This window comes from Bacillus sp. B1-b2 (genome assembly GCF_009183415.1).
GTDB lineage: Bacteria > Bacillota > Bacilli > Bacillales > Cytobacillaceae > Niallia.
Map to the genome: position 1 here is coordinate 96,856 of NZ_WEHU01000013.1, position 23,188 is coordinate 120,043.

General features: G+C 34.9%; 18 protein-coding genes, 2 tRNA genes and 1 other annotated feature. Of the genes, 17 read left to right on the plus strand and 3 right to left on the minus strand.

Features of this window, described 5'->3' with window-relative positions; translation table 11 throughout:
* The first annotated feature begins 16 nt into the window (after positions 1 to 16).
* Positions 17 to 90: transfer RNA gene (locus F9279_RS14105), tRNA-Arg, on the plus strand.
* Positions 91 to 149: 59 nt separating this feature from the next.
* A tRNA-Arg gene (locus F9279_RS14110) sits at positions 150 to 223 on the plus strand.
* A 46-nt stretch (positions 224 to 269) separates the two neighbouring features.
* Here F9279_RS14110 and F9279_RS14115 read toward each other — a convergent pair.
* A complete protein-coding gene (locus F9279_RS14115; RefSeq protein WP_152114098.1) occupies positions 270 to 680 on the minus strand; it encodes a general stress protein in 411 nt (136 codons plus the stop codon).
* A gap of 354 nt (positions 681 to 1,034) precedes the next feature.
* On the opposite strand from F9279_RS14115, the gene F9279_RS14120 reads away from it, so the two are divergent.
* The 12 genes from F9279_RS14120 (at position 1,035) to lonB (ending at position 16,327) form a co-directional block, all read left to right on the plus strand.
* A complete protein-coding gene (locus tag F9279_RS14120) occupies positions 1,035 to 1,265 on the plus strand; it encodes a YolD-like family protein (RefSeq protein WP_226793520.1) in 231 nt (76 codons plus the stop codon).
* Positions 1,266 to 1,695: 430 nt separating this feature from the next.
* Positions 1,696 to 1,951, plus strand: a binding site (T-box leader).
* A 114-nt stretch (positions 1,952 to 2,065) separates the two neighbouring features.
* Positions 2,066 to 3,781 carry an acetolactate synthase large subunit gene (gene ilvB / locus F9279_RS14125; protein WP_152114102.1) on the plus strand — a complete coding sequence of 572 codons (1,716 nt, stop codon included), beginning with the start codon at positions 2,066 to 2,068 and terminating at the stop codon, positions 3,779 to 3,781.
* Positions 3,778 to 4,296, plus strand: coding sequence for an acetolactate synthase small subunit (ilvN, locus tag F9279_RS14130; RefSeq protein WP_152114104.1), 519 nt, complete (start codon positions 3,778 to 3,780; stop codon positions 4,294 to 4,296). The genes ilvB and ilvN overlap by 4 nt, the downstream gene beginning before the upstream one ends.
* A gap of 46 nt (positions 4,297 to 4,342) precedes the next feature.
* Positions 4,343 to 5,365 (plus strand): ketol-acid reductoisomerase, encoded by a 1,023-nt coding sequence (gene ilvC / locus F9279_RS14135; protein ID WP_152114105.1) that lies wholly within the window; start codon positions 4,343 to 4,345, stop codon positions 5,363 to 5,365.
* Positions 5,352 to 6,887, plus strand: coding sequence for a 2-isopropylmalate synthase (locus tag F9279_RS14140; protein WP_152114107.1), 1,536 nt, complete (start codon positions 5,352 to 5,354; stop codon positions 6,885 to 6,887). The genes ilvC and F9279_RS14140 overlap by 14 nt, the downstream gene beginning before the upstream one ends.
* 30 nt (positions 6,888 to 6,917) lie before the next feature.
* On the plus strand, positions 6,918 to 8,018 hold the full coding sequence (leuB, locus tag F9279_RS14145; protein WP_152114109.1) for a 3-isopropylmalate dehydrogenase: 1,101 nt from the start codon (positions 6,918 to 6,920) through the stop codon (positions 8,016 to 8,018).
* A 56-nt stretch (positions 8,019 to 8,074) separates the two neighbouring features.
* A complete protein-coding gene (gene leuC, locus F9279_RS14150; protein WP_152114112.1) occupies positions 8,075 to 9,481 on the plus strand; it encodes a 3-isopropylmalate dehydratase large subunit in 1,407 nt (468 codons plus the stop codon).
* 72 nt (positions 9,482 to 9,553) lie between these two features.
* Complete coding sequence (gene leuD, locus F9279_RS14155; RefSeq protein WP_152114114.1) at positions 9,554 to 10,132, plus strand: 3-isopropylmalate dehydratase small subunit; 579 nt, start codon at positions 9,554 to 9,556, stop codon at positions 10,130 to 10,132.
* 122 nt (positions 10,133 to 10,254) lie between these two features.
* Positions 10,255 to 11,268 carry a tetratricopeptide repeat protein gene (locus F9279_RS14160; RefSeq protein ID WP_152114116.1) on the plus strand — a complete coding sequence of 338 codons (1,014 nt, stop codon included), beginning with the start codon at positions 10,255 to 10,257 and terminating at the stop codon, positions 11,266 to 11,268.
* A 212-nt stretch (positions 11,269 to 11,480) separates the two neighbouring features.
* Positions 11,481 to 12,767 (plus strand): trigger factor, encoded by a 1,287-nt coding sequence (gene tig / locus F9279_RS14165; RefSeq protein ID WP_152114118.1) that lies wholly within the window; start codon positions 11,481 to 11,483, stop codon positions 12,765 to 12,767.
* 368 nt (positions 12,768 to 13,135) lie between these two features.
* On the plus strand, positions 13,136 to 14,401 hold the full coding sequence (gene clpX / locus F9279_RS14170; RefSeq protein WP_152114120.1) for an ATP-dependent protease ATP-binding subunit ClpX: 1,266 nt from the start codon (positions 13,136 to 13,138) through the stop codon (positions 14,399 to 14,401).
* Between the two features lie 252 nt (positions 14,402 to 14,653).
* Positions 14,654 to 16,327 carry an ATP-dependent protease LonB gene (lonB, locus tag F9279_RS14175; protein WP_152114123.1) on the plus strand — a complete coding sequence of 558 codons (1,674 nt, stop codon included), beginning with the start codon at positions 14,654 to 14,656 and terminating at the stop codon, positions 16,325 to 16,327.
* A gap of 183 nt (positions 16,328 to 16,510) precedes the next feature.
* On the opposite strand, the gene F9279_RS14180 is transcribed toward lonB, so the two are convergent.
* Positions 16,511 to 17,569: a hypothetical protein gene (locus F9279_RS14180; protein ID WP_193224576.1), complete on the minus strand. Its 1,059-nt coding sequence runs from the start codon at positions 17,567 to 17,569 to the stop codon at positions 16,511 to 16,513.
* A gap of 472 nt (positions 17,570 to 18,041) precedes the next feature.
* On the opposite strand from F9279_RS14180, the gene lon reads away from it, so the two are divergent.
* A complete protein-coding gene (lon, locus tag F9279_RS14185; protein WP_152114127.1) occupies positions 18,042 to 20,369 on the plus strand; it encodes an endopeptidase La in 2,328 nt (775 codons plus the stop codon).
* Complete coding sequence (gene yihA, locus F9279_RS14190) at positions 20,366 to 20,953, plus strand: ribosome biogenesis GTP-binding protein YihA/YsxC (RefSeq protein WP_152114129.1); 588 nt, start codon at positions 20,366 to 20,368, stop codon at positions 20,951 to 20,953. The genes lon and yihA overlap by 4 nt, the downstream gene beginning before the upstream one ends.
* 67 nt (positions 20,954 to 21,020) lie before the next feature.
* Here yihA and F9279_RS14195 read toward each other — a convergent pair whose 3' ends face one another.
* Complete coding sequence (locus F9279_RS14195; RefSeq protein WP_152114131.1) at positions 21,021 to 21,509, minus strand: LiaI-LiaF-like domain-containing protein; 489 nt, start codon at positions 21,507 to 21,509, stop codon at positions 21,021 to 21,023.
* 326 nt (positions 21,510 to 21,835) lie between these two features.
* Between F9279_RS14195 and hemA the strand changes: the two genes are divergently transcribed.
* Entirely contained in the window at positions 21,836 to 23,185 is a 1,350-nt protein-coding gene (gene hemA / locus F9279_RS14200) for a glutamyl-tRNA reductase (protein ID WP_152114133.1), read from the plus strand.
* Positions 23,186 to 23,188: the final 3 nt, after the last annotated feature.

The following is a 23,188-nucleotide window of genomic DNA, read 5'->3' on the forward strand; positions in this document are numbered from 1 at the left end:
AATGTTTTACATACATGTCCCAGTAGCTCAGCCGGATAGAGCATACGCCTTCTAAGCGTACGGTCGGGAGTTCGAATCTCTCCTGGGACGCATTTACTTAATATAGTGAAGTATGGTAATATAAGTTTGTAGAAAACAAAATGATGCATGTCCCAGTAGCTCAGCCGGATAGAGCATACGCCTTCTAAGCGTACGGTCGGGAGTTCGAATCTCTCCTGGGACGTAATGAGAAAAAAGCTTATTCTTTTAAAGAATAAGCTTTTTTTATGTTAATCTACCTTTTTACGTTCAAATGTTGTATTCATTGTCTGAGATGGCATAACATCTACTTCGTTATTATCAAAGCTTGTATGATCCACTGTCTGTTCTTCTATCACCATACTAGAGTCTAGAAAAATTAAATATTTTCCTTTTTGCAATTCTGACTCATATTCCGTTGCTTTTCCATCAGCTTCTGCTTGTTGATTATCCATACTGTCTAAAAAGGACGTGGGCTCCACGCTTTCTATACTTGTAGATGTCTGAATCTCAACATTAGTTTCATTTGATATAAAGGAAAGGTCATTATTTTTTGAAAGGACAGAAATTTGCTTGGGAGAATATCCTTTATACGTTAATTCTTTGATTGCTTCAATTGTTTCTTCAGAAGTTTTAAAAATACCTACTAAACTTTTTCCCATATTAGATACCTCCGTTAATTGTAATAATAGTTAGTTTCCCGCTATTTTATAAGTTTAAACAGACAAGTTCGTCCATAAGGTATGATTACTTTATTGAAATAATTTGATTGGAATTTTCTGAAAGTGGTAAAGTCCATTCGTTATTAGATGTACTATTTCCTTACAAGTAGATGTTATATAAAAATTTCAATGGAAATGAAGAAAAAGGTTTAATATATGTAAAATTTGACCAAACTGTGAGCAACAGAAAAAGTATGTGCACAAATATACATTTACACTTGAAAACGTTTACTTTATTCGTGTATAATAAAAATCATAGAAAGTTAATACGTGATAATAATGTTATGTGAATAGATGAACGAAATAATATATGCAAGGGAGTCAGTGATTTTTATGATACTTATGGAATTAAGTAGAAGTAGATTGATTGTAATTAATTACTATAAAAATGGTTTTTTAGAAACATGTAAAGGGGTAATTCAAAAATTAAATTTAAACGACCAAACGATTGATATAAAAGATGATCAGGAAAATATGCTTCAAATTCGTCTATCTTGGATAAAGGATGTTTCAGCAGCTTATTAATAAAAAAAGTTTTGAAACCGTTTACTATAAACGGTTTTTGTTTTTTCGGAATATTATGTTAGATTATATAACAGGATACTGTTAAATATGTAATTATTGCATTATAATGAAATCTGAAAGAAAAGAATTATCCAAAAAAATGATGGGCAATTATGTTAGTGACAGAATAGAAAAAATTTTTTGTCAATTTTCTAAGTACATGCTTTGTTGGTATATCAATATTGTAAGCGTATACAATAAAAGTCCTTTTGTTTAAATAATCAAATAATTCTTAAAAATGGTGTTGACTACTTTTTAAAATCAGCGTAATATAACCTCAACGAAAGCAAAATACAAATATTTCAACAGCTTAGAAATGCTTCTACTAGTGCCAGAATATTATAATGGCACTTCTATAAATATTAATCACTTTGAAAAATGACCATAATACGATAATTCGATGAAGAGGATAAGTAGTTTTTATTCTGGATTCCACAGAGAGCCGGTGTATGCTGAAAACCGGTGAACCAGATAGAAATGAACTCACCTCAGAGTGTTAGCTTGAAAGGTTTTTAACCGATTAGAGCTAGCCGAGTGTTTTCACTCGTTACCAAAAAGAACATTCTGTTCACTAGAGTGCATACATCTATTTTTGATGTATGAATGAGGGTGGTACCGTGGAAAGAAAAGACCTTTTCACCCCTTTGCTTACTAATACATTAGTAAACATGGGGGTGAGAAGGTCTTTTTAGGTTGAACAGGAATTAGAGATCTTTGATAGAAGAAAATGTATGAATAAATTATTTAGGGAGGTTAAACAAATGTTACAGGAGACTGCCTTTGAAAATGCAAAGGCTCAAGTAAAACCGTTAACAGGTGCCGATCTATTATTACAAGCGCTAGAGAAGGAAAATGTTGAATTTATTTTTGGTTATCCTGGAGGAGCCGTTTTACCTATATATGATAAAATCTATGATTCAAATATATTTCATGTGCTTCCAAGACATGAACAGGGTGGAATTCATGCGGCAGAAGGATATGCAAGAATTTCAGGTAAGCCTGGAGTGGTCATTGCAACCTCTGGTCCTGGAGCAACTAATATCGTAACAGGATTAGCAGATGCAATGATGGATTCCCTTCCACTTGTAGTCTTTACAGGTCAAGTAGCAACAAGTGTTATTGGAACAGATGCCTTTCAAGAAGCAGATATATTAGGTATTACTACACCTATTACCAAATATAATTGCCAAGTTAGAAGTCTAGAGGAGATTCCTAAAGCAATTAAAGAAGCTTTCTATATTGCTACTTCTGGTAGACCAGGTCCTGTGTTAATAGATTTTCCTAAGGATATAGCAGCTACTATTACAGAAATACCAAAAGATAAGGAAATAGATCTTCCTGGGTATCAACCTAATACGCAGCCAAACTATTTACAAATTCGAAAATTAACAGAAGCTGTTAGTGCATCGAAGAAACCTGTTATTTTAGCTGGAGCAGGAGTTATATTCGCAAAAGCTAGTGAGGAGTTAAAAGAGTATGCTGAACAGCAAAACATTCCGGTTGTTCACACTCTACTAGGTTTAGGAGGATTCCCTGCTGATAATGACCTTTTTGTAGGAATGGGTGGTATGCACGGTTGTTATGCAGCTAATATGGCCCTATATGAGGCTGATTTATTAATTAATGTTGGTGCACGATTTGATGACCGATTAACAGGGAATTTAGCACATTTTGCTCCGAATGCTACGATTGCTCATATTGATATTGATCCAGCAGAAATCGGGAAAATTATTCCTACCAAAATTCCCATCGTAGGAGATGCAAAAGAGGCACTTACGATGCTAATTAAGCAAAATGGATTACAATCTGAGCATGACGAATGGGTAAAAAAGATTGAAAATTGGAAAAATGAGTATCCGTATTTTTATAAGGAAAATGATCAACTGAAACCACAACAAGTAATGGAGCTATTATTTGATAAAACGAAAGGTAATGCCATTGTTACAACTGATGTAGGTCAGCATCAAATGTGGGCAGCTCAATATTATCGCTTCACACAAGCTAATAGATGGGTAACTTCAGGAGGATTAGGCACAATGGGATTTGGTCTTCCGTCTAGCATTGGAGCACAGCTAGCAGATCCAAAAGCTACAGTTCTTGCTATTAGCGGTGATGGTGGTTTCCAAATGTGTAGTCAGGAGTTAGCACTAATTCGTGAACTTAACTTACCAATAAAGATTATTATCTTTAATAATCAGGCATTAGGTATGGTGAGACAATGGCAAGAGTTTTTCTATGAATCTCGTTTTTCTCATAGTAAAGAATCTTTCCAACCATCTTTTGTAGCATTAGCAGAAGCATATGGAATTAAGGGTTATCAAATTAGTTCAGTAGAGGAAGCTGACAAGGTGTTAGATGAAGTACTGAATGTCAGAGAACCAGTATTGCTTGATTTCCGTTTAGATCCAAATGAGAATGTATTTCCAATGATTGCACCAGGCAAAGGTCTACATGAAATGGTAGGGATTAAACCATGAAGAAAATAATTAGTTTAACCGTTATGAATAAATCAGGTGTACTAAATCGTATAACCAATCTTTTTTCTAAAAGAAATTACAACATAGAAAGTATTTCAGTAGGACACACGGAGCATGAAGGAGTATCAAGAATTACTTGTGTTGTTCATGTAGAAAGTGAAGGAGTAATTGAACAAATTACTAAACAGCTGAATAAGCAAGTGGATATTTTAAAGGTAGTAGACATCACAGACCAAGCTATTGTAGCAAGAGAATTAGCTTTAATAAAAGTGATGGCAACACCTCAAACAAGACATGAATTATATTCGCTTATCGAACCTTTTAGAGCGTCAGTGATAGATGTTAGCAAAGAAAGCATTGTTATTCAAATTACTGGTGAAGCTGAAAAAATTGAAGCTTTTATTGAGTTGATAAGACCTTATGGAATTAAAGAACTAGCAAGAACTGGAACCACAGCATTCCCTAGAGGATCTCAAAAAGCAACTAATCAGAAAAACACTTATTCTATAGTTTAATTAAAATTTATATAAACTAAACTTACAAACGAGAGGGAGAAATAAAATGGCGAAAATGTATTATAACGGAGATGCAAACTTAGGATATTTTGAAGGGAAAACAGTAGCAGTAATTGGATATGGATCACAAGGGCATGCACATGCTTTAAATATGAAAGATAGTGGTGTAAATGTAATTATCGGTCTTAGAAAAGGTAAATCATGGGATAAAGCAGTAGAAGATGGTTTTAATGTATATTCTGTAGGAGAAGCTACTGCTAATGCAGATATCGTAATGATCTTGCTTCCAGATGAATTACAAACAAAGGTATATAACGAAGAGATTAAGCCTAATTTAACGAATCAAGCACTTATGTTTGCACATGGTTTTAACATTCATTTTAATCAAATCGTAGCTCCGACAGAAAGTGATGTACTATTAGTAGCACCAAAAGGTCCAGGACATTTAGTAAGAAGAACGTATGAACAAGAAGCAGGTGTACCAGCATTATTCGCTATCTATCAAGATGTAAGTGGAGAAGCAAGAGAACTTGCATTAGCTTATGCAAAAGCTATTGGGGCATTACGTGCAGGAGCGTTAGAAACGACTTTTAAAGAAGAAACAGAAACAGATCTTTTCGGAGAGCAAGCAGTGCTTTGTGGAGGGTTAACTGCTCTTGTTAAAGCAGGTTTTGAAACATTAGTAGAAGCTGGATATCAACCAGAGTTAGCATACTTTGAATGTTTACATGAATTGAAATTAATTGTGGATTTAATGTACGAAGATGGAATGGCAGGAATGAGATATTCTATTTCTGATACGGCACAATGGGGCGATTTTGTTACAGGACCACGTATCGTTACAGAAGATGTGAAGAAAGAAATGAAAGCAGTATTAACTGATATTCAAGAAGGTAAATTTGCTAAAGGATGGATCTTAGAAAACCAAGCAAACCGTCCAGAATTTAATGCTATTAATGCTCGTGAAAGTGAACATTTAATTGAAAAAGTAGGAAAAGAACTACGCGCAATGATGCCATTTGTAAAAAGTTCTCGAAAGAAAGAAGTGGTAGCTAGTGGCAAAAATTAAGATATTTGACACTACTTTAAGAGATGGCGAACAGTCTCCTGGTGTAAATTTAAATATGGCAGAAAAAATCGTCATTGCAGAGCAATTAGAAAGATTAAATGTAGATATCATAGAGGCAGGCTTTCCTGCTGCCTCTAAAGGTGATTTCTTATCTGTTCAAAAAATTGCTAATACCATAAAAAATAGTTCTGTCACTGGGCTTGCTAGAGCGGTAACTTCTGATATTGATACAGCATGGGAAGCATTAAAGGGTGGGGCAGAACCAAGAATACATGTGTTTCTTGCCACTAGTCCTATTCATCGACAATATAAATTGAAATTGTCAAAAGAACAAGTAGTAGAGAGAGCGGTATCAGCAGTTAAGTATGCAGCGGAGCGCTTTCCTATTATACAATGGAGTGCAGAGGACGCTTGTCGCACAGAGCTTCCATTTTTAGCAGAAATAATAGAAGAAGTAATTCAAGCGGGAGCAAGAATTATTAATATTCCAGATACAGTAGGCTATATAACGCCGAATGAATACGGTGAGGTTTTTCAATATTTAAAAAATAATGTTCCTTCTATAGATAAAGTATCTCTTTCTACTCATTGTCATGATGATTTAGGAATGGCAACAGCTAATTCATTAGCAGCAATAGAAAATGGCGCAACTCAAGTCGAGTGTACTATAAATGGTATTGGGGAAAGAGCAGGTAATGCTTCCTTAGAGGAGATTGTGGTAGCGCTTCATATTAGAAATGATCATTATGGTGAAAAATCTAGAATTAATTTAAAAGAAATTAGTCGTACTAGTAGTCTTGTTAGTGAATTAACTGGGATGGTGGTTCCTGGAAATAAAGCCATAGTTGGACGAAATGCCTATGCACATGAATCAGGAATTCATCAAGATGGTGTCTTAAAAGAAAAATCCACATATGAAATTATTTCCCCTGAACTAGTAGGCTATAACAATACTAATAATATGGTATTAGGAAAGCATTCTGGAAGTCATGCCTTTAAAGCAAGATTAGTTGAACTTGGTCTACAAGTCAATGACGAAGATGTGAAGGATTTATTTATTGCCTTTAAAGATCTTGCAGATCATAAAAAAGAAATAACAGATGAAGATATTATTGCTATTGTCTTAGAAGAAAAACTAGCTAAGGAAGAAAAATACTATGAGCTAGTGGAAGTGAAAGTTCAGCATATGAATGAAAATGAAGCAGAAGCGTATGTGAAACTTTCGAATCAAAAAAATGAAATCATTAGTCATTCAGCTAAAGGCTCTGGAAGTGTTGAAGCTTTATATAATACTCTTGAAAAATCCATAGATGGAGAAGTAAATCTCAAGGATTATCGCATACAGTCATTAGGTGCTGGTAGAGACGCACTTGCACAAGTGTTTGTAAATATTCAATTTGAACAAACAGAATCAACAGGCAGAGGCTTAGATCAAGATGTTTTAGTGGCTTCAGCTAAAGCATATATTAATGCGATTAATCGTGTGATTCTAGCAAAAGAAAAAATGTTAGAAATCGTTTAAGCAAGATGCTTTAGATAGGAGCGGTTAAGTATGAAGAAAAGAATTGCAGTTTTACCTGGAGATGGAATTGGACCTGAAATAGTAGCTGGTGCTATTCAGGTTTTACATACAATAACAGAGGCTTTTGGTCATGAAGTAGAATTAGAATATGGTGATATAGGTGGATGTGCAACAGATAAGACAGGAACGCCATTACCAGATGAAACTGTTTCTCTTTGCAAAAGCTGTGATGCTATCCTTTTAGGAGCGGTAGGGGGACCGAAGTGGGATTCACTTCCGGTTCCAATGCGTCCAGAACAAGGGTTATTAAAGATTAGAAAAGAATTAAACTTATTTGCTAATCTAAGGCCAACTACATACTTTGAAAGCTTAGCAAGTGCCTCACCTTTAAGAGAGGAAGTTATTAAGGGAGTAGATTTGTTGGTAGTTAGAGAGCTAACAGGTGGTATTTACTTTGGAACTCCAAGTGAACGAGTAACCGTAGATGGAAAACCAGGAGCAGTTGATACACTAGTATATAAAAAAGAAGAAATAGAACGAGTAGTTAAAAAAGCGTTTGAAGTAGCTAGAACAAGATCGAAAAAAGTAACGTCAGTGGATAAAGCAAATGTATTAGAGACTAGTAGATTGTGGAGAGAAATTGCCAATGAAATAGCTCAAGATTATCCAGATGTAGAGCTTGAGCATATGCTTGTAGATAATGCAGCTATGCAACTAATTCGTAATCCAAGACAATTTGATGTGTTGGTAACAGAAAATATGTTTGGCGATATTCTAAGTGATGAGGCATCTGTATTAACAGGCTCTTTAGGTATGCTTGCTTCCGCAAGTCTGTCAGAGGGTGGCCCATATCTATATGAGCCAATACACGGTTCTGCACCAGATATTGCAGGACAAAATATAGCTAACCCTTTAGCTACTATCCTATCAGTAAGTATGATGTTAAAAACTTCTTTTCAATTAGAAAGAGAAGCCAGTGTAATTGAAGAAGCTGTGAAAAATGTGTTAAATAAAGGCATAAGAACAAGAGATATTCTAGCTCCTAATACTATTCTAGTTTCCACCACAGAAATGGTTCAAGAAGTAAGAAAAGAAATAGATGTGCTAGTAAATAGTAGTGCTATTAAATAAAAAATCCACAAGGCTTTAAGAAAATAAGGATCGATCGGAGAAATGGAGGGTTAACAATGGGCAAATCCATTATAGATAAAGTTTGGGAAAAGCATATTGTGCATAGAGAAGAGGGGAAACCAGATTTACTCTATATTGATCTGCATTTAGTACATGAAGTTACCTCTCCGCAAGCTTTTTCAGGATTAAGAATGAAAAATCGTACAGTAAGACGTCCAGATAGAACTTTTGCAACAATGGATCACAATGTTCCTACAATAAATCGATTTAAAGTAGACGATGAAGTAGCATTAAATCAAATGACAACCCTAGAAAAAAACTGTAAAGAATTTAATGTTCCATTAGCTGATTTAAATAGCCCTGAACAAGGGATTGTACATGTGATAGGACCGGAACTTGGATTAACTCAGCCTGGGAAAACAATTGTTTGTGGAGATAGTCATACCTCAACACATGGAGCGTTCGGAGCACTTGCATTTGGAATTGGAACAAGCGAAGTGGAGCATGTACTAGCAACTCAAACCTTATGGCAAACAAAGCCAAAGACTTTGAAGGTAGAAGTGAATGGAAGCTTGGCATATGGTGTCAATGCAAAGGATGTTATTCTCTATATATTATCCAAATATGGAGTCAATTTTGGAACAGGACATGTAATAGAATACACCGGAGATGTTATCCGTTCTCTTTCGATGGAAGAGCGAATGACAATTTGTAATATGTCTATTGAAGGAGGAGCTCGTGCTGGATTAGTAAGTCCAGATGAAATAACCTATTCCTATTTAAAAGGAAGAAAGTATGCTCCTGAAAATTATGAGGCAGCCATTAAAGAATGGAGTTCACTCGTATCAGATCATGATGCAGTGTATGATAAAGAAATCATTATTGATGGAAATGATATTGCACCGATGGTTAGTTGGGGTACCAATCCTTCTATGACAGCAAAAGTAGATGAATTTATTCCTACATCAGCAGATTTCGCAGAAGAAACAGATCGTAGAGCTCTAAAAAGTGCCTTAGATTACATGGGACTTAAAGAGGGGCAAGCTATTACAGATATTGCAATACAACATGTATTTATCGGTTCCTGTACAAATTCAAGAATAGAAGATTTAAGACAGGCGGCAAATGTCATTAAAGGACAAAAAGTATTTCCTGGTGTAAGAGCGCTTGTTGTACCTGGTTCACAACAAGTAAAAAAACAAGCAGAACAAGAAGGTCTTCATTCTTTATTCACGGAAGCTGGATTTGAATGGCGAGATGCTGGTTGTAGTATGTGTTTAAGTATGAACAACGACATGGTACCAAGTGGCGAACACTGTGCATCAACATCCAATCGTAACTTTGAAGGAAGACAAGGCGCTGGCGCAAGAACTCATTTAGTTAGTCCTGCAATGGCAGCAATAGCAGCGTTAAACGGTCGCTTTATTGATATAAGAAAATCAACAACAGCGGAACTAGTATAAGAATCAGGAATATAGCATGCAAAAAATACATGTAGATGTAATGCTTGCTCTTACTAAAAGGAGGTTACTTTTGTGAGTGGATTTAAAAAGCTATTTGCAAAGGCGGTTGCAATGGATCGTGTGAATGTTGATACAGATCAAATCATTCCGAAGCAATTTCTAAAAAGAATAGAGAAAACAGGATTTGGTCGCTTTGCTTTCTTTGATTGGCGTTATCTGAAAAATGGAGAGCCAAATCCAGAATTTGAATTGAACTTTCCAGAAAATCAAGGAGCATCTATTCTAATAGCCAATAAGAACTTTGGTTGTGGTTCATCAAGAGAGCACGCACCATGGGCATTACACGATTATGGATTTCAAGTAGTTATCGCTCCATCATTTGCTGATATTTTCTATCAGAACTGTTTAAAAAACGGAATGCTACCAGTTCAATTAACTCCAGAAGAGGTGGAGTATTTACTAACAGCAGCAAAAAATCAACCGTATTCCTTGCATATTAATTTAGAAAACGAAACAGTCGAAGATGAAAGTGGCTTTCAAGCTACCTTTACCATTCACCCTTATTGGAAGAAAATGCTCGTAAACGGCTGGGACGAAATCGAAATTACATTACAATACGACGAAGCCATCTTAGCATATGAGAATAATTGATATAAAAAGAGGTATTCTTAAAAAAGAATGCCCTTTTTTATGTGGAAATCAGCCACTTGTTGCAGTTAGAGAAGAAGTAATGCTACACTAGCAACAAAAAGATGGTATAGGCGGTTAAATAAATGAAAAAGAACGAGCCTGAACAAAAAAATAATATTTTCTTTTTCCCCAATTTAGATAAACGATTGTTAGAAAAAGGACTAGATGCTATTCAACAAAAAAAATACAAAGAGGCCGTTCCATTATTAGAAGAGGCATTAACCATTAATCCTGCTAATAGTGAAACAAAAATTGGCCTTGTACTTGCTTATTTTGAGCTAGGATTGTTACAAAAAGCAAAAGAAATTGCGAAAGAAATGCTTGCTGATGGATCAGGTGAATACATCGAAGTATTAGATTTATACATCATGATTCTCGTTCAATTACATGAATATCAGGAGATTGTTACAACAATAGAAGTTTTATTAGAAGATCATCAAATCCCAGCTAATAGAATGGAGCATTTTTCTAAAATGCTAGAGTTTAGTAGAAAAATGGTGCTCTCTGATCGTATAGAAGTAGAAATTAAAGAAGAACGTGATGTACAACCATTACACTTACAATCCATTCAAGATCCTAATGAACAAATGCTTCTTATTGCCAATCTTTCCGAACAAAATATTCGTTCTTATATAGAAGAAGTAAAGGTATTCTTACAGTCTCAAGAAAGTAATCCATTTCTAAAAACAATGCTTTTAAATATATTAAAAGAACAAGAATATAACCAAGAGATAAGTATTCAAAAATTTGATAGAATTATAAATGTTATTCCTTCTGAACTAGAGGATATCCAAAATCAAATACAACAAGCTGACATAATAGAGATATTAATTGATAAGGTAGAAAGTAATGACCCAGTTTTGTTTGAAAACATTAGACTGTTAGTAGACCGGCAAAGCTTTCTATTGTATCCTTTTCCTTTGGAAAATTACTCAGTTGATACTTGGGCTGCTGCTTATCATTCCATTGTCACAGAATATTTTGGACAGGAAGAATCAGCTATAATATCAAGTTTATATGAAATTAAATTAGAAGATTTACAGCAAGCAAAACAGTTCATTTCAAGACTTGAGGAAATTTCTTATCCTAATATTTAGGCTTGGATGTTGAAACAACTAGAACCTATGATATAATGTAATGGTTGCATTTAGATAATGCGAGGATGTATATTTTAACTAGATATTGCTTTTTAGAAAAAATAGGTTATGAATGACAATACTGTCTAAACGTAACTTAAAGACAAAGTTCTATCTAAACATTCAAAGAAGTAATGAAAAAGTAGAATAGATTGTTGGAGGGAAATAATAGTATGTCAGCTAAATGGGAAGTTTTAGAAGGGAACCGCGGGGTTCTTACAATTGAATTAGATGCTGAAAAACTAAACGAAGGTTTAGACTTAGCATTCAAAAAAGTAGTAAAGCAAGTAAATATTCCAGGATTCCGTAAAGGTAGAATCCCACGTGGAATGTTCGAACAACGTTTTGGTGTTGAATCTTTATACCAAGATGCAATCGATATTCTTTTACCAGAAGCTTATGCTAATGCAATTGACGAAACAGGAATCGATCCAGTAGATCGTCCTGAAATCGATGTAGAACAAATCGAAAAAGGTAAAACATTAATCTTCAAAGCTACTGTTACAGTTAAGCCTGAAGTTACTCTAGGTGAGTACAAAGGTTTAGAAGTACCAGCAGTTGATACAAATGTTACAGATGAAGATGTAGAAGCAGAAATCAAAGCTCTTCAAGAAAAACAAGCTGAATTAGTAGTAAAAGAAGAAGGAACTGCTGAATTAGGCGATACAGTTGTGATTGATTTCGAAGGCTTCCAAGATGGAGTAGCTTTTGAAGGCGGAACTGCTGAAAACTTCTCATTAGAACTTGGTTCAGGACAATTTATCCCAGGTTTTGAAGAAAAATTAGTAGGAGTTGCTACTGGTGAAGTGAAAGAAGTAGAAGTTTCTTTCCCAGAAGAATACCATGCAGAAGAATTAGCTGGTAAGCCTGCTACTTTTAAAGTAACAGTTCATGAAATCAAAGGAAAAGAACTTCCTGAACTTGATGATGAATTTGCTAAAGATGTAGATGAAGAAGCTGAAACATTAGCTGATTTAAAAGAAAAAATTAAAACTCGTTTAGAGAACGATAAAAAACACCAAGCAGAGCACACAGTACGTGATACTGTTGTAGAAAAAGCTGCTGAAAATGCAACAATGGATATTCCATCAGCGATGTATGATACAGAAATCGACCGCATGATGAATGAATTCGAACAACGTCTTCAAATGCAAGGTATGAACCTTGAACTTTACTTCCAATTCTCTGGTCAAGATGAAGCTGCTTTAAAAGCACAAATGCAAGAAGATGCTGAGAAGCGTGTACGTGTAAACTTAACACTTGAAGCAATCGTTGCTGCTGAAAACATCGAAGTAACGGAAGAAGAAGTAAATGCTGAACTTGAAAATATGTCTGGAATGTATAATATGCCTGTAGATGCTATTAAACAAGCTCTTGGTGGCGTAGAAAACGTTGAAATGGACCTTAAAGTTAGAAAAGCAATCGATTTCCTTGTAGAAAACAGTAAAACTGTTGCATAATAGAAGAAAATAAAAACTAAGGCGCGACTATTTCGTGCCTTAGTTTTATATTAATGTTAATATACATATAATAAGGGGTAATAAGCTATTAGTTACTCCAAACAACAAGTACAGGAAGACTACTTAACAGAGAAAGAGTAATATTTCCAGACTTAAAGATGTGAAATCTGGTTATGCTTATGTAAGTACATACGTTTTATGTTACGGATTATTTAGTAGTAATTTCTCTCAAGGTATATTGTTTCCTGTACGAAGGTACCTTGTGTTACAATTCAATACATAACTGTTGTAAGAAGTAAAGAGTTTCCATGAAGATTCATAATCCGTAACGGTAAACATATACAAAGTTAGTTTTAAGGGGTGAAGACATGTTTAAGTTTAATGATGAAAAAGGACAATTAAAATGTTCTTTCTGTGGGAAAACGCAGGATCAAGTCCGCAAATTAGTAGCTGGACCAGGAGTATACATTTGTGATGAATGTATCGAATTATGTACAGAAATTGTGGAAGAAGAACTAGGGACGGAAGAAGAAGTAGAATTTAAAGATGTTCCGAAACCAGCAGAAATTCGTGATATTCTAGATGAATATGTAATTGGACAGGACCAAGCGAAAAAGGCACTTTCTGTTGCAGTTTATAATCATTATAAGCGTATTAACTCTAACAGTAAGATTGATGATGTGGAATTGTCTAAGAGTAACATCGCTTTAATCGGACCTACTGGTAGTGGTAAAACTTTACTAGCACAAACCTTAGCTAGAATCTTAAACGTACCATTTGCTATTGCAGATGCAACTAGCTTAACTGAAGCAGGGTATGTTGGAGAAGACGTAGAAAATATTCTTTTGAAGCTAATTCAGTCTGCTGATTATGATGTGGAAAAAGCGGAAAAAGGAATTATCTATATTGACGAGATAGATAAAGTAGCTCGTAAATCAGAAAATCCATCTATTACAAGAGATGTATCTGGTGAAGGAGTACAACAAGCACTTTTAAAAATTTTAGAAGGTACTGTAGCAAGTGTGCCTCCACAAGGTGGAAGAAAACATCCACACCAAGAGTTTATTCAAATTGATACTACTAATATTCTGTTTATTTGTGGTGGAGCATTTGATGGAATTGAACCAATTATTAAAAGACGTCTTGGTCAAAAAGTAATTGGATTCGGTTCAGACGCGAAGCAAGCGGAGACAGAAGAAAAAGATTTATTATCTAAAGTGTTACCTGAAGATTTATTGCGTTTTGGATTAATTCCAGAGTTTATTGGTCGTCTACCTGTTATTGCTAGTCTAGGACAACTAGATGAAGATGCATTAATGGAAATCCTGACTAAACCAAAAAATGCTCTAGTTAAACAGTATAAAAAAATGCTGGAACTAGATGATGTAGAATTAGAATTTGAACCAGATGCATTAAATGAAATTGCAAAGAAAGCAATTGAAAGAAAAACAGGTGCGCGTGGATTACGTTCTATTATTGAAGGAATAATGCTGGATGTTATGTTTGAATTACCATCTCGTGATGATATTGTGAAGTGTATTATTACAAAAGAAACGGTAACTGAAAACGCTACTCCAAAGCTTGTTCTAGAAGATGGAACTATCCTAGACAAAGAAACAAAAACTTCTGCATAAACAACAGTTAAGAGAAGAATCATTTTTACCAAATTTGGTAGGATGGTTCTTTTTTTTGTTTATTTTCTTATTAGTAAAGAAGAACCTATAAATTTTCTTCCATACTTTTAAAAAGAATCTTGTTTATTCCAACTAAGGAAAGGAGATACTACTTTTTAAGAGATGGCTTTGTTAAAAAAATGTTTCTGCAGCAATACATAAAGCCTAGCCTACTTATTAAAAAAACATCAAGTCTCAGGAGGTATTATGAATATGAGTTGGGCGGAGATAGCGTTATTTGTACAATTATTTTTTGGGATCATCATTGGTCTATATTTTTGGAATTTATTGAAGAGCCAACGAACTCAAAAGGTATCGATTGACCGAGAATCCAAAAAAGAAATGGACCAACTAAGAAAGATGCGATCCATCTCGTTAACGGAGCCATTATCAGAAAAAGTGAGACCAACTAGCTTTGCAGATATAGTAGGGCAAGAGGATGGTATTAAAGCGTTAAAAGCTGCTTTATGCAGCCCTAATCCACAACATGTTATCATTTATGGTCCCCCTGGTGTTGGGAAAACAGCAGCAGCAAGACTTGTGCTAGAGGAATCAAAAAAGTATGACAAATCCCCTTTTAAGACAAACTCTGTCTTTATAGAATTAGATGCAACTACTGCGCGTTTTGATGAACGAGGAATTGCAGATCCTTTAATCGGTTCTGTACATGATCCTATTTATCAAGGAGCAGGAGCGATGGGACAAGCGGGAATTCCTCAACCGAAACAAGGTGCCGTGACAAATGCTCATGGTGGTGTTCTCTTTATAGATGAGATTGGGGAATTACATCCTACACAAATGAATAAGCTCTTAAAAGTATTAGAAGATCGAAAAGTTTTTTTAGAGAGCGCTTATTATAATGAGGAAAATACACAAATACCGAAACATATTCATGACATATTTAAAAATGGATTACCTGCTGATTTCAGATTAATTGGAGCGACGACACGGACACCGAATGAAATACCACCAGCGATTCGGTCTAGATGTATGGAAGTCTTCTTTAGAGAATTAACAAAAGAAGAAGTAGTTACTATTGGAAAAAAAGCAGCTAACAAAGTGAATCTTACTATAAGTGATCAAGCTTTAGATACACTCTCAGATTATGCTAGAAACGGCCGAGAAGCCGTTAATATAGTTCAGATTTCAGCAGGTCTTGCTATCGGAGAAGAAAGAGATTTTATTAAAGAGGAAGAATTAGAATGGGTAGTAAATTCTAGTCAATTATCACCTAGAATGGAAAGAAAAATAAATCAGGAATCTCAAATAGGGTCAGTAAATGGATTGGCTGTTATTGGGCCAAATACTGGTGCTTTATTAGAAATAGAAGTTACAGTGATTCCTGCTAAAGACGAAAAGGGATCTATTAACATAACAGGAATTGTAGAGGAAGAGAGCATTGGTGGACAAGGGAAGTCTATTAGACGAAAAAGTATGGCTCGTGGTTCAATTGAGAATGTAATTACAGTGTTACGATCTATGGATGTTCCAGCAAATCAATATGATATTCATGTGAATTTTCCAGGAGGAGTTCCAATTGATGGTCCATCGGCCGGGATATCAATGGCGACTGGAATTTACTCTGCTATTTACAAACAGCCTATTGACCGTAAAGTTGCGATGACTGGAGAAATAAGTATTCATGGTAAAGTGAAAGCCATTGGTGGTGCTGTAGCAAAAATAAAAGCAGCAAAAGCCGCTGGAGTAGAAAGAGTCATAATTCCAAAGGAAAATATGCAAGCAATGCTACAAGAAATAAAAGGAATTACGATTATTCCAGTTAGTACATTAAACGAAGTATTAGAGCATGCATTACTGAAAGAAAGCTGGAAAGAAGACGCTATACCTGCTTCAACAGTGGAGTTATCAAAGAAAGAGAGCATATAGTAAAGAGTGAAAATAGAATAGATTTATCTAAAATACAGTTTAGACGTAAAAAAAACCCTAACTATTAAGCGATATGAAACCTTCGCTAAAATAGTTAGGGTTTTCCTTTATTAAAAGATTAGAGCAGTGATTTCTGTAAAGACCATAATAATTTATAATATATTTGGATCTTTTCAGATTACCTTATCGTACTTTCTTCAACTCCAATTTACCGACTGAAAAGTAAAATGGAGAAGGAAATGGTAGAGATTTTTTATGTTTTAAGCAATATAATGCAATCCTTAGCCAGTTACGCTGTTTATGTAAACCGGTAAAGAAAAGATACAATGTATCTTGGTCATATTCGGATTCGCCATAATGACCTATGGGACTAGCAACTCCATTTCTATACCATTCAGGTCCCTTATCAGAATCGAGAATTAATCGTGGTGATTCAGACCAATTTATTCGATCTCCATTAGCTTCCTTGCCTTCTAAAATCCATAATCCTTGTTTGGGAAAAGGAGTTCTTCCATATAAGTTTGTACTTCTACAAACAACCATTTCAAAACCATGAGCATTATTAGACGGATGTACAGAGGCATTATAGAAATTTTCATTCTCTATAAAAACAGCTTGAGGCTTTGACCAATTAGATAGGCCGTCTTTACTTTCACTGTAAAGTATTCTATATTGAGGGAATCCGTTTTTCCCTGTTTCCTGCTTAGTGGTTACATACCACATTCTCCACATACCTTCTATAAATCTAACATTAGGTTCTAGTACATTAGGAAGTTCCTCTGTTCCCGTTATAACAGGTAAAGGGTGACGAAACCATTCACTTCCCTTTTTCTCCAAAAATCCAATAGCATATGGCGCGTTATTATCAACTACTTTGTTTGAACCTCTGCCTGCATAATATACCCTTTCAACAAATGCTCCATTAGGTTCAATGCCTTTTACATAACATGGTGTATGGTAGCCGAATGAATCCCATTCGCCTTTAGGGGAATTATTTGTAAGAGCCTTAGCTTTATGGGAATGCTGCTCATTTCTTGTGATTGTCCAATTATTATTACTTAAAGGCTCGCCAATTGGTAATGTAGCTGTGAAAATATTATTTTTGAAATTAGTTTGAAAACCTCCAAAAAACATCCACCACTGATTATCTAATTTCACAACATGAGGATCTCCCATTCCTAAAACATTGGTAATCCCATTGTATTTGTCTACTTGATCAAATATTTTTATAACTTTTTTCATAATAAATTTCATGCATTCACCTTCCCTTTTTAGCCTATCCATCCCAAGTCTGAAACATTCTATCACTTGCTTGATAAAGGCTTTACTAGTTTATTCATTTTATTCTGAAGAGTATTTATTATATAATTGAAGAGTGGAGATTTCTTTTTAAGGAATATTGTATTTGTTGTATGGAAAAGACGAAAATAAGCCATTTTAATTAATATAAATGCTGATAGAAAAAAGGATGGAGAGAAAATGTCCTTTTCCCTTTCTTTTTCGAAATTTCGCTCAAAAGATGTAATGACCATTTGTACAAAGTGAATTGAAAATATTTAGAGTTCTAATTATCCTTTTGGACTAATAATCCTAGTTAATAGACACTTCTTCATAAATAAGATAGAATTGTACAAAGCATTAGCGTCTAGAGAAAGGTAGAATTACTTCTAGAAATAATAATAACAGAGGATTTTTAAGCTGGAGGTGCAACGACATGGAGGAAAATAAAAAAACAATAGTACCCCTCCTGCCGCTTCGAGGATTACTTGTGTATCCAACTATGGTACTTCATTTAGATGTTGGTCGAGATAAGTCAGTGCAAGCCCTTGAAAAAGCTATGGTAGAAGACCATTTAATTTTTCTTACAATGCAGAAGGATATCGATATAGATGAACCGTCTGAAGACGATTTATACAAAATGGGTACATTAACAAAAGTAAAACAAATGTTAAAGCTACCTAATGGAACCATTCGCGTTTTAGTTGAAGGACTTGAACGAGCTGAAATGGAAGAGTTATTAGAAGAAGATGGATACTTTTCAGCAAGTCTTTCGTTTCATGAGGAAAAAAATACAAAAGATGTAGAAGACGAAGCTTTAATGCGAACAATGCTGCAGTATTTTGAACAATACATAAAGATATCCAAAAAAATATCACAAGAGACATATGCGACTGTTTCTGATATGGAAGAGCCAGGGAGAATGGCAGATATTATTGCTTCCCACTTACCAATCAAACTAAAAGAAAAGCAACATATTTTAGAAACCCTTGATCCGAAACAAAGAATGAATTATGTGATTGATATCATTCATAACGAAAAAGAAGTGCTTAATCTTGAGAAAAAAATTGGTCAGCGCGTAAAAAAATCCATGGAAAGAACGCAAAAGGAATATTACTTACGCGAACAAATGAAAGCCATTCAAAAAGAACTTGGTGATAAAGATGGTAAAAGTGCAGAGGTAAGTACTCTTTTAGAAAAGATAGAAAAAGCAGGCATGCCTGATCATGTCAAAGTAACGGCATTAAAAGAATTAGATCGTTATGAGAAAATTCCATCCACCTCTGCTGAGAGTTCTGTTATTCGTAACTATATTGATTGGCTATTAGCCTTACCTTGGACAAATGCAACCGAAGATGATTTAGATATTATCAAAGCAGAAAAAGTGTTAAATCACGATCATTATGGGCTAGAAAAGGTAAAGGAAAGAGTATTGGAATATTTAGCAGTTCAAAAGTTAACTGATTCCTTAAAAGGACCGATTCTTTGTCTTGCAGGACCTCCTGGTGTAGGGAAGACAAGTCTTGCTAAATCGATAGCTCGTTCGTTAAATCGAAACTTTGTACGTATATCCTTAGGAGGAGTTCGAGATGAATCGGAAATAAGAGGACATCGAAGAACTTACGTAGGAGCAATGCCAGGTAGAATTATACAGGGTATGAAAAAAGCCGAAACTATAAATCCTGTTTTCCTCTTAGATGAGATAGATAAAATGTCTAATGATTTTAGAGGAGATCCTTCTTCTGCTATGCTAGAAGTATTAGATCCTGAGCAGAACCATAACTTTAGTGACCATTACATTGAAGAAACATATGATTTATCTAAAGTTATGTTTATAGCAACAGCAAATGATCTCTCGACTATCCCAGGACCTCTTCGTGACCGAATGGAGATTATTTCTATCGCTGGATATACGGAGTTAGAGAAAATTCATATTGCTAAAGATCATTTGCTACCAAAGCAAATTAAAGACCATGGCTTAACAAAAGGTCAAATCCAAATTCGAGAAGATGGAATTCAAAAGATTGTTCGTTTATATACACGTGAGGCAGGCGTGCGATCTTTAGAAAGACAATTAGCTAAAATTTGTCGAAAAACGGCGAGAATGATTGTTTCGACTGAAAAGAAAAAGGTAATCATTACAGGGAAAAATATCGAAGAATTCTTAGGAAAACCTATCTTCCACTATGGTCAAGCAGAAGAAATGGATCAAGTCGGTGTAGCAACAGGTTTAGCATATACAGCTGTAGGTGGCGATACTTTGCAAATTGAGGTATCATTAGCACCAGGAAAAGGAAAACTGGTGTTAACAGGTAAACTAGGTGATGTTATGAAGGAATCTGCTCAAGCTGCATTTAGCTATATTCGTTCTAAATCAAAAGAATTGGGTATTGATACTGAATTTCATGAGAAATACGATATTCATATCCACGTTCCTGAGGGTGCTGTTCCTAAAGATGGTCCTTCTGCAGGTATTACGATGGTTACAGCCCTTGTTTCCGCTCTATCTGGTAAACCAATTAAGAAAGAAGTTGGGATGACCGGAGAAGTAACACTAAGAGGAAGAGTTCTTCCGATTGGTGGTTTGAAGGAAAAATCACTTGGAGCACATCGAGCAGGATTAAGAACGATCATTATTCCTAAAGATAATGCCAAAGATATAGATGATATACCTGAAAGTATAAGAGAGGAACTAGACTTTATTCTTGTTTCTCATGTAGATGAAGTATTAAAACATGCATTGAACGGAAGTGTAAATCTTTGAAAGTAAATAAAGCAGAAATAGTTATTAGTGCAGTAAAGCCACATCAATACCCTGAAGACAATATTCCAGAATTTGCTCTTGCAGGGAGATCTAATGTTGGAAAATCGTCTTTTATTAATAAAATGTTAGGTCGTAAAGCGTTAGCTCGTATATCGTCTAAGCCAGGAAAAACGCAAACATTGAACTTTTATTTGATTAATGAGATCATGCATTTCGTAGATGTCCCTGGATATGGATATGCAAAGGTCTCTAAAAAAGAAAGAGAAGCATGGGGAAGAATGCTAGAAACGTATTTTACCTCTAGAGAACAATTAAAAGCGGTTGTTTTAATTACAGATGTAAGACATCCACCAACAAATGATGATGTGACGATGTATGAATTCTTAAAACACTATAATATTCCTTGTATTATTATTGCTACTAAAGCAGACAAGATTTCAAAATCACAGTGGCAAAAACATTTAAAAGTAACAAGAGAAACATTGCAATTAAGCGAAGAGGACTACCTCATTCTTTTTTCTTCTGAAACAGGAGAAGGTAAGGATAAAGTTTGGTCACTACTTGAGTATTTAGCGAAAAATTAAATAGAGATGTCTCGCCGTGCCCTTTCTCTGATAAGCAGTGGAGAAAGGGAACAGTGTCGAGACATCTCTATTTTCTATTTTTGGAAAGTAAATAATATCCCCCTACTAGAATAAACAGAACTGGTATTATAGTATGTAACGTTCGAGAGCTTACCTTTAAAAAGGTTAAGGAGCCAAGAATATCTTGATAAAAAAGTAATAAGACCGCGAGTAGAAGGAAAAGAATACCGTTTAGCATCCCTTGACCTGTTTTCTGGTTTTGTAGGATAAATCCTAACGCGATAATTAAAATAAATGTTCCTGTATGGTCTGGCCAAATCGCTAATTTGTTTACTAAATGAAAATGAAGACCAAAGCCAGTTAGTATAACGCCGGGTAAAATGGAACCATAGTCTTTCCCTCCGTATCCTTGGAAGAGAAATGCCGAACCTACTATTACTAATAAAGTAGCCCAGGAGAAGAAATCTGGGAAAAGAGTAATACTAAAATTCTTCAAAATAAAATACAATCCAAAACCTACTAGGACGATTCCAGAGAACCATTTCTGTGTTTTCATTATTTCCTCCGCTTCCAGTAAACTTTTCTTGAATACAGTCGAATTATTTGTTACTGTACTTGAGTGGTGAACAAATAATTAAAGTTTCGTATACTATAGATAATAATAAGATATATGTATAAACTATAACTAGTAAATAACGTAAGTATAATTCTTTTAGCCTTTTCAATACTATATATTACCATACGATTTCACATTTTGTTCACATTTACTTTGTATTTTATTACACATTTGTGACGGAAATTTGTTATAATAACTACATGATAATAATAATTATAAATTAATGATATTAGATAAAAAAGATTTATGGGGGTGTCATTTCAAACATGCATATAGTAGTTGTAGGACTTAATTATAAAACGGCCCCAGTTGAAATACGTGAACGCTTAACATTTGATACTTCGCGATTAGGGGAAGCGATGGGTCAATTGCAAAAGAAAAAAAGCATTTTAGAAAATGTAATTATATCAACCTGTAACCGTACGGAGATATACGCAGTAGTAGATCAGCTGCATACTGGTAGATATTACCTAAAACAATTTTTAGCAGAATGGTTTCAATTGGAACAAGAAGAGTTTGTTCCTTATTTATTTGTGTACGAAACAGACGGAGCAATTAACCATCTTTTCCAAGTTGCTTGTGGATTAAACTCCATGGTAGTCGGAGAAACACAAATACTAGGTCAGGTGCGTTCTAGCTTCTTAGAAGCACAATCTATTCATTCCACAGGTACTGTGTTTAATCAACTATTTAAACAAGCTATCACATTAGCTAAACGAGCACATACGGAAACAGAAATCGGAGCAAATGCTGTTTCGGTAAGTTATGCTGCAGTTGAACTAGCTAAAAAGATTTTCGGTACATTACACAATAAAAATGTGCTTATATTAGGTGCAGGAAAAATGGGAGAGCTTGCGATAAAGAATTTATATAGTAACGGTGCTAAAAATGTTACTGTGATAAATCGCACACTAGAAAAGGCGGAAACACTAGCTAATAAGTTTGAGGGAAAAGCAATGCCTTTAAATGAATTGCAATGTGCATTACTTGATGCAGATATTGTTATCAGTTCAACTGGCTCTAATAGCTTTGTAATCAATAAATCAATGATGAGTGCAGTAGAGAAAATCCGTAAAGGTAACCCATTGTTTATGGTTGATATAGCTGTTCCTAGAGACCTTGATCCTTCCATAGCTGACTTAGATAGTGTATTCCTTTATGATATTGATGATTTAGAAGGAATTGTGGAAGCAAACCTGCAAGAGCGCCAGAAAGCTGCCGAGAAAATCATGATGATGATAGAACTAGAGATGGTTGAATTTTATCAATGGCTCCATTTACTAGGTATTGTTCCTGTTATCACTGCACTACGTGAAAAAGCACTATCCATCCAAGGTGAAACAATGCGTAGCCTAGAAAGAAAGCTGCCACATTTAAGTGAAAGAGATAAAAAATTAATTAGTAAACATACAAAAAGTATCGTTAACCAAATGTTAAAGGATCCAATACTTCAGGCAAAAGAATTAGCTGCTCACCCTGACGCTGAACAATCCTTACAGCTGTTTAAAAAGATATTTAACTTAGAAATAGATACTATAGAAGAAGATGCAAAAGAAGAAAAGGAAACGGAAAGTAACGCTTTTGCTCCAATTGTACAGCCATCTATTCAAGTGTAAGAG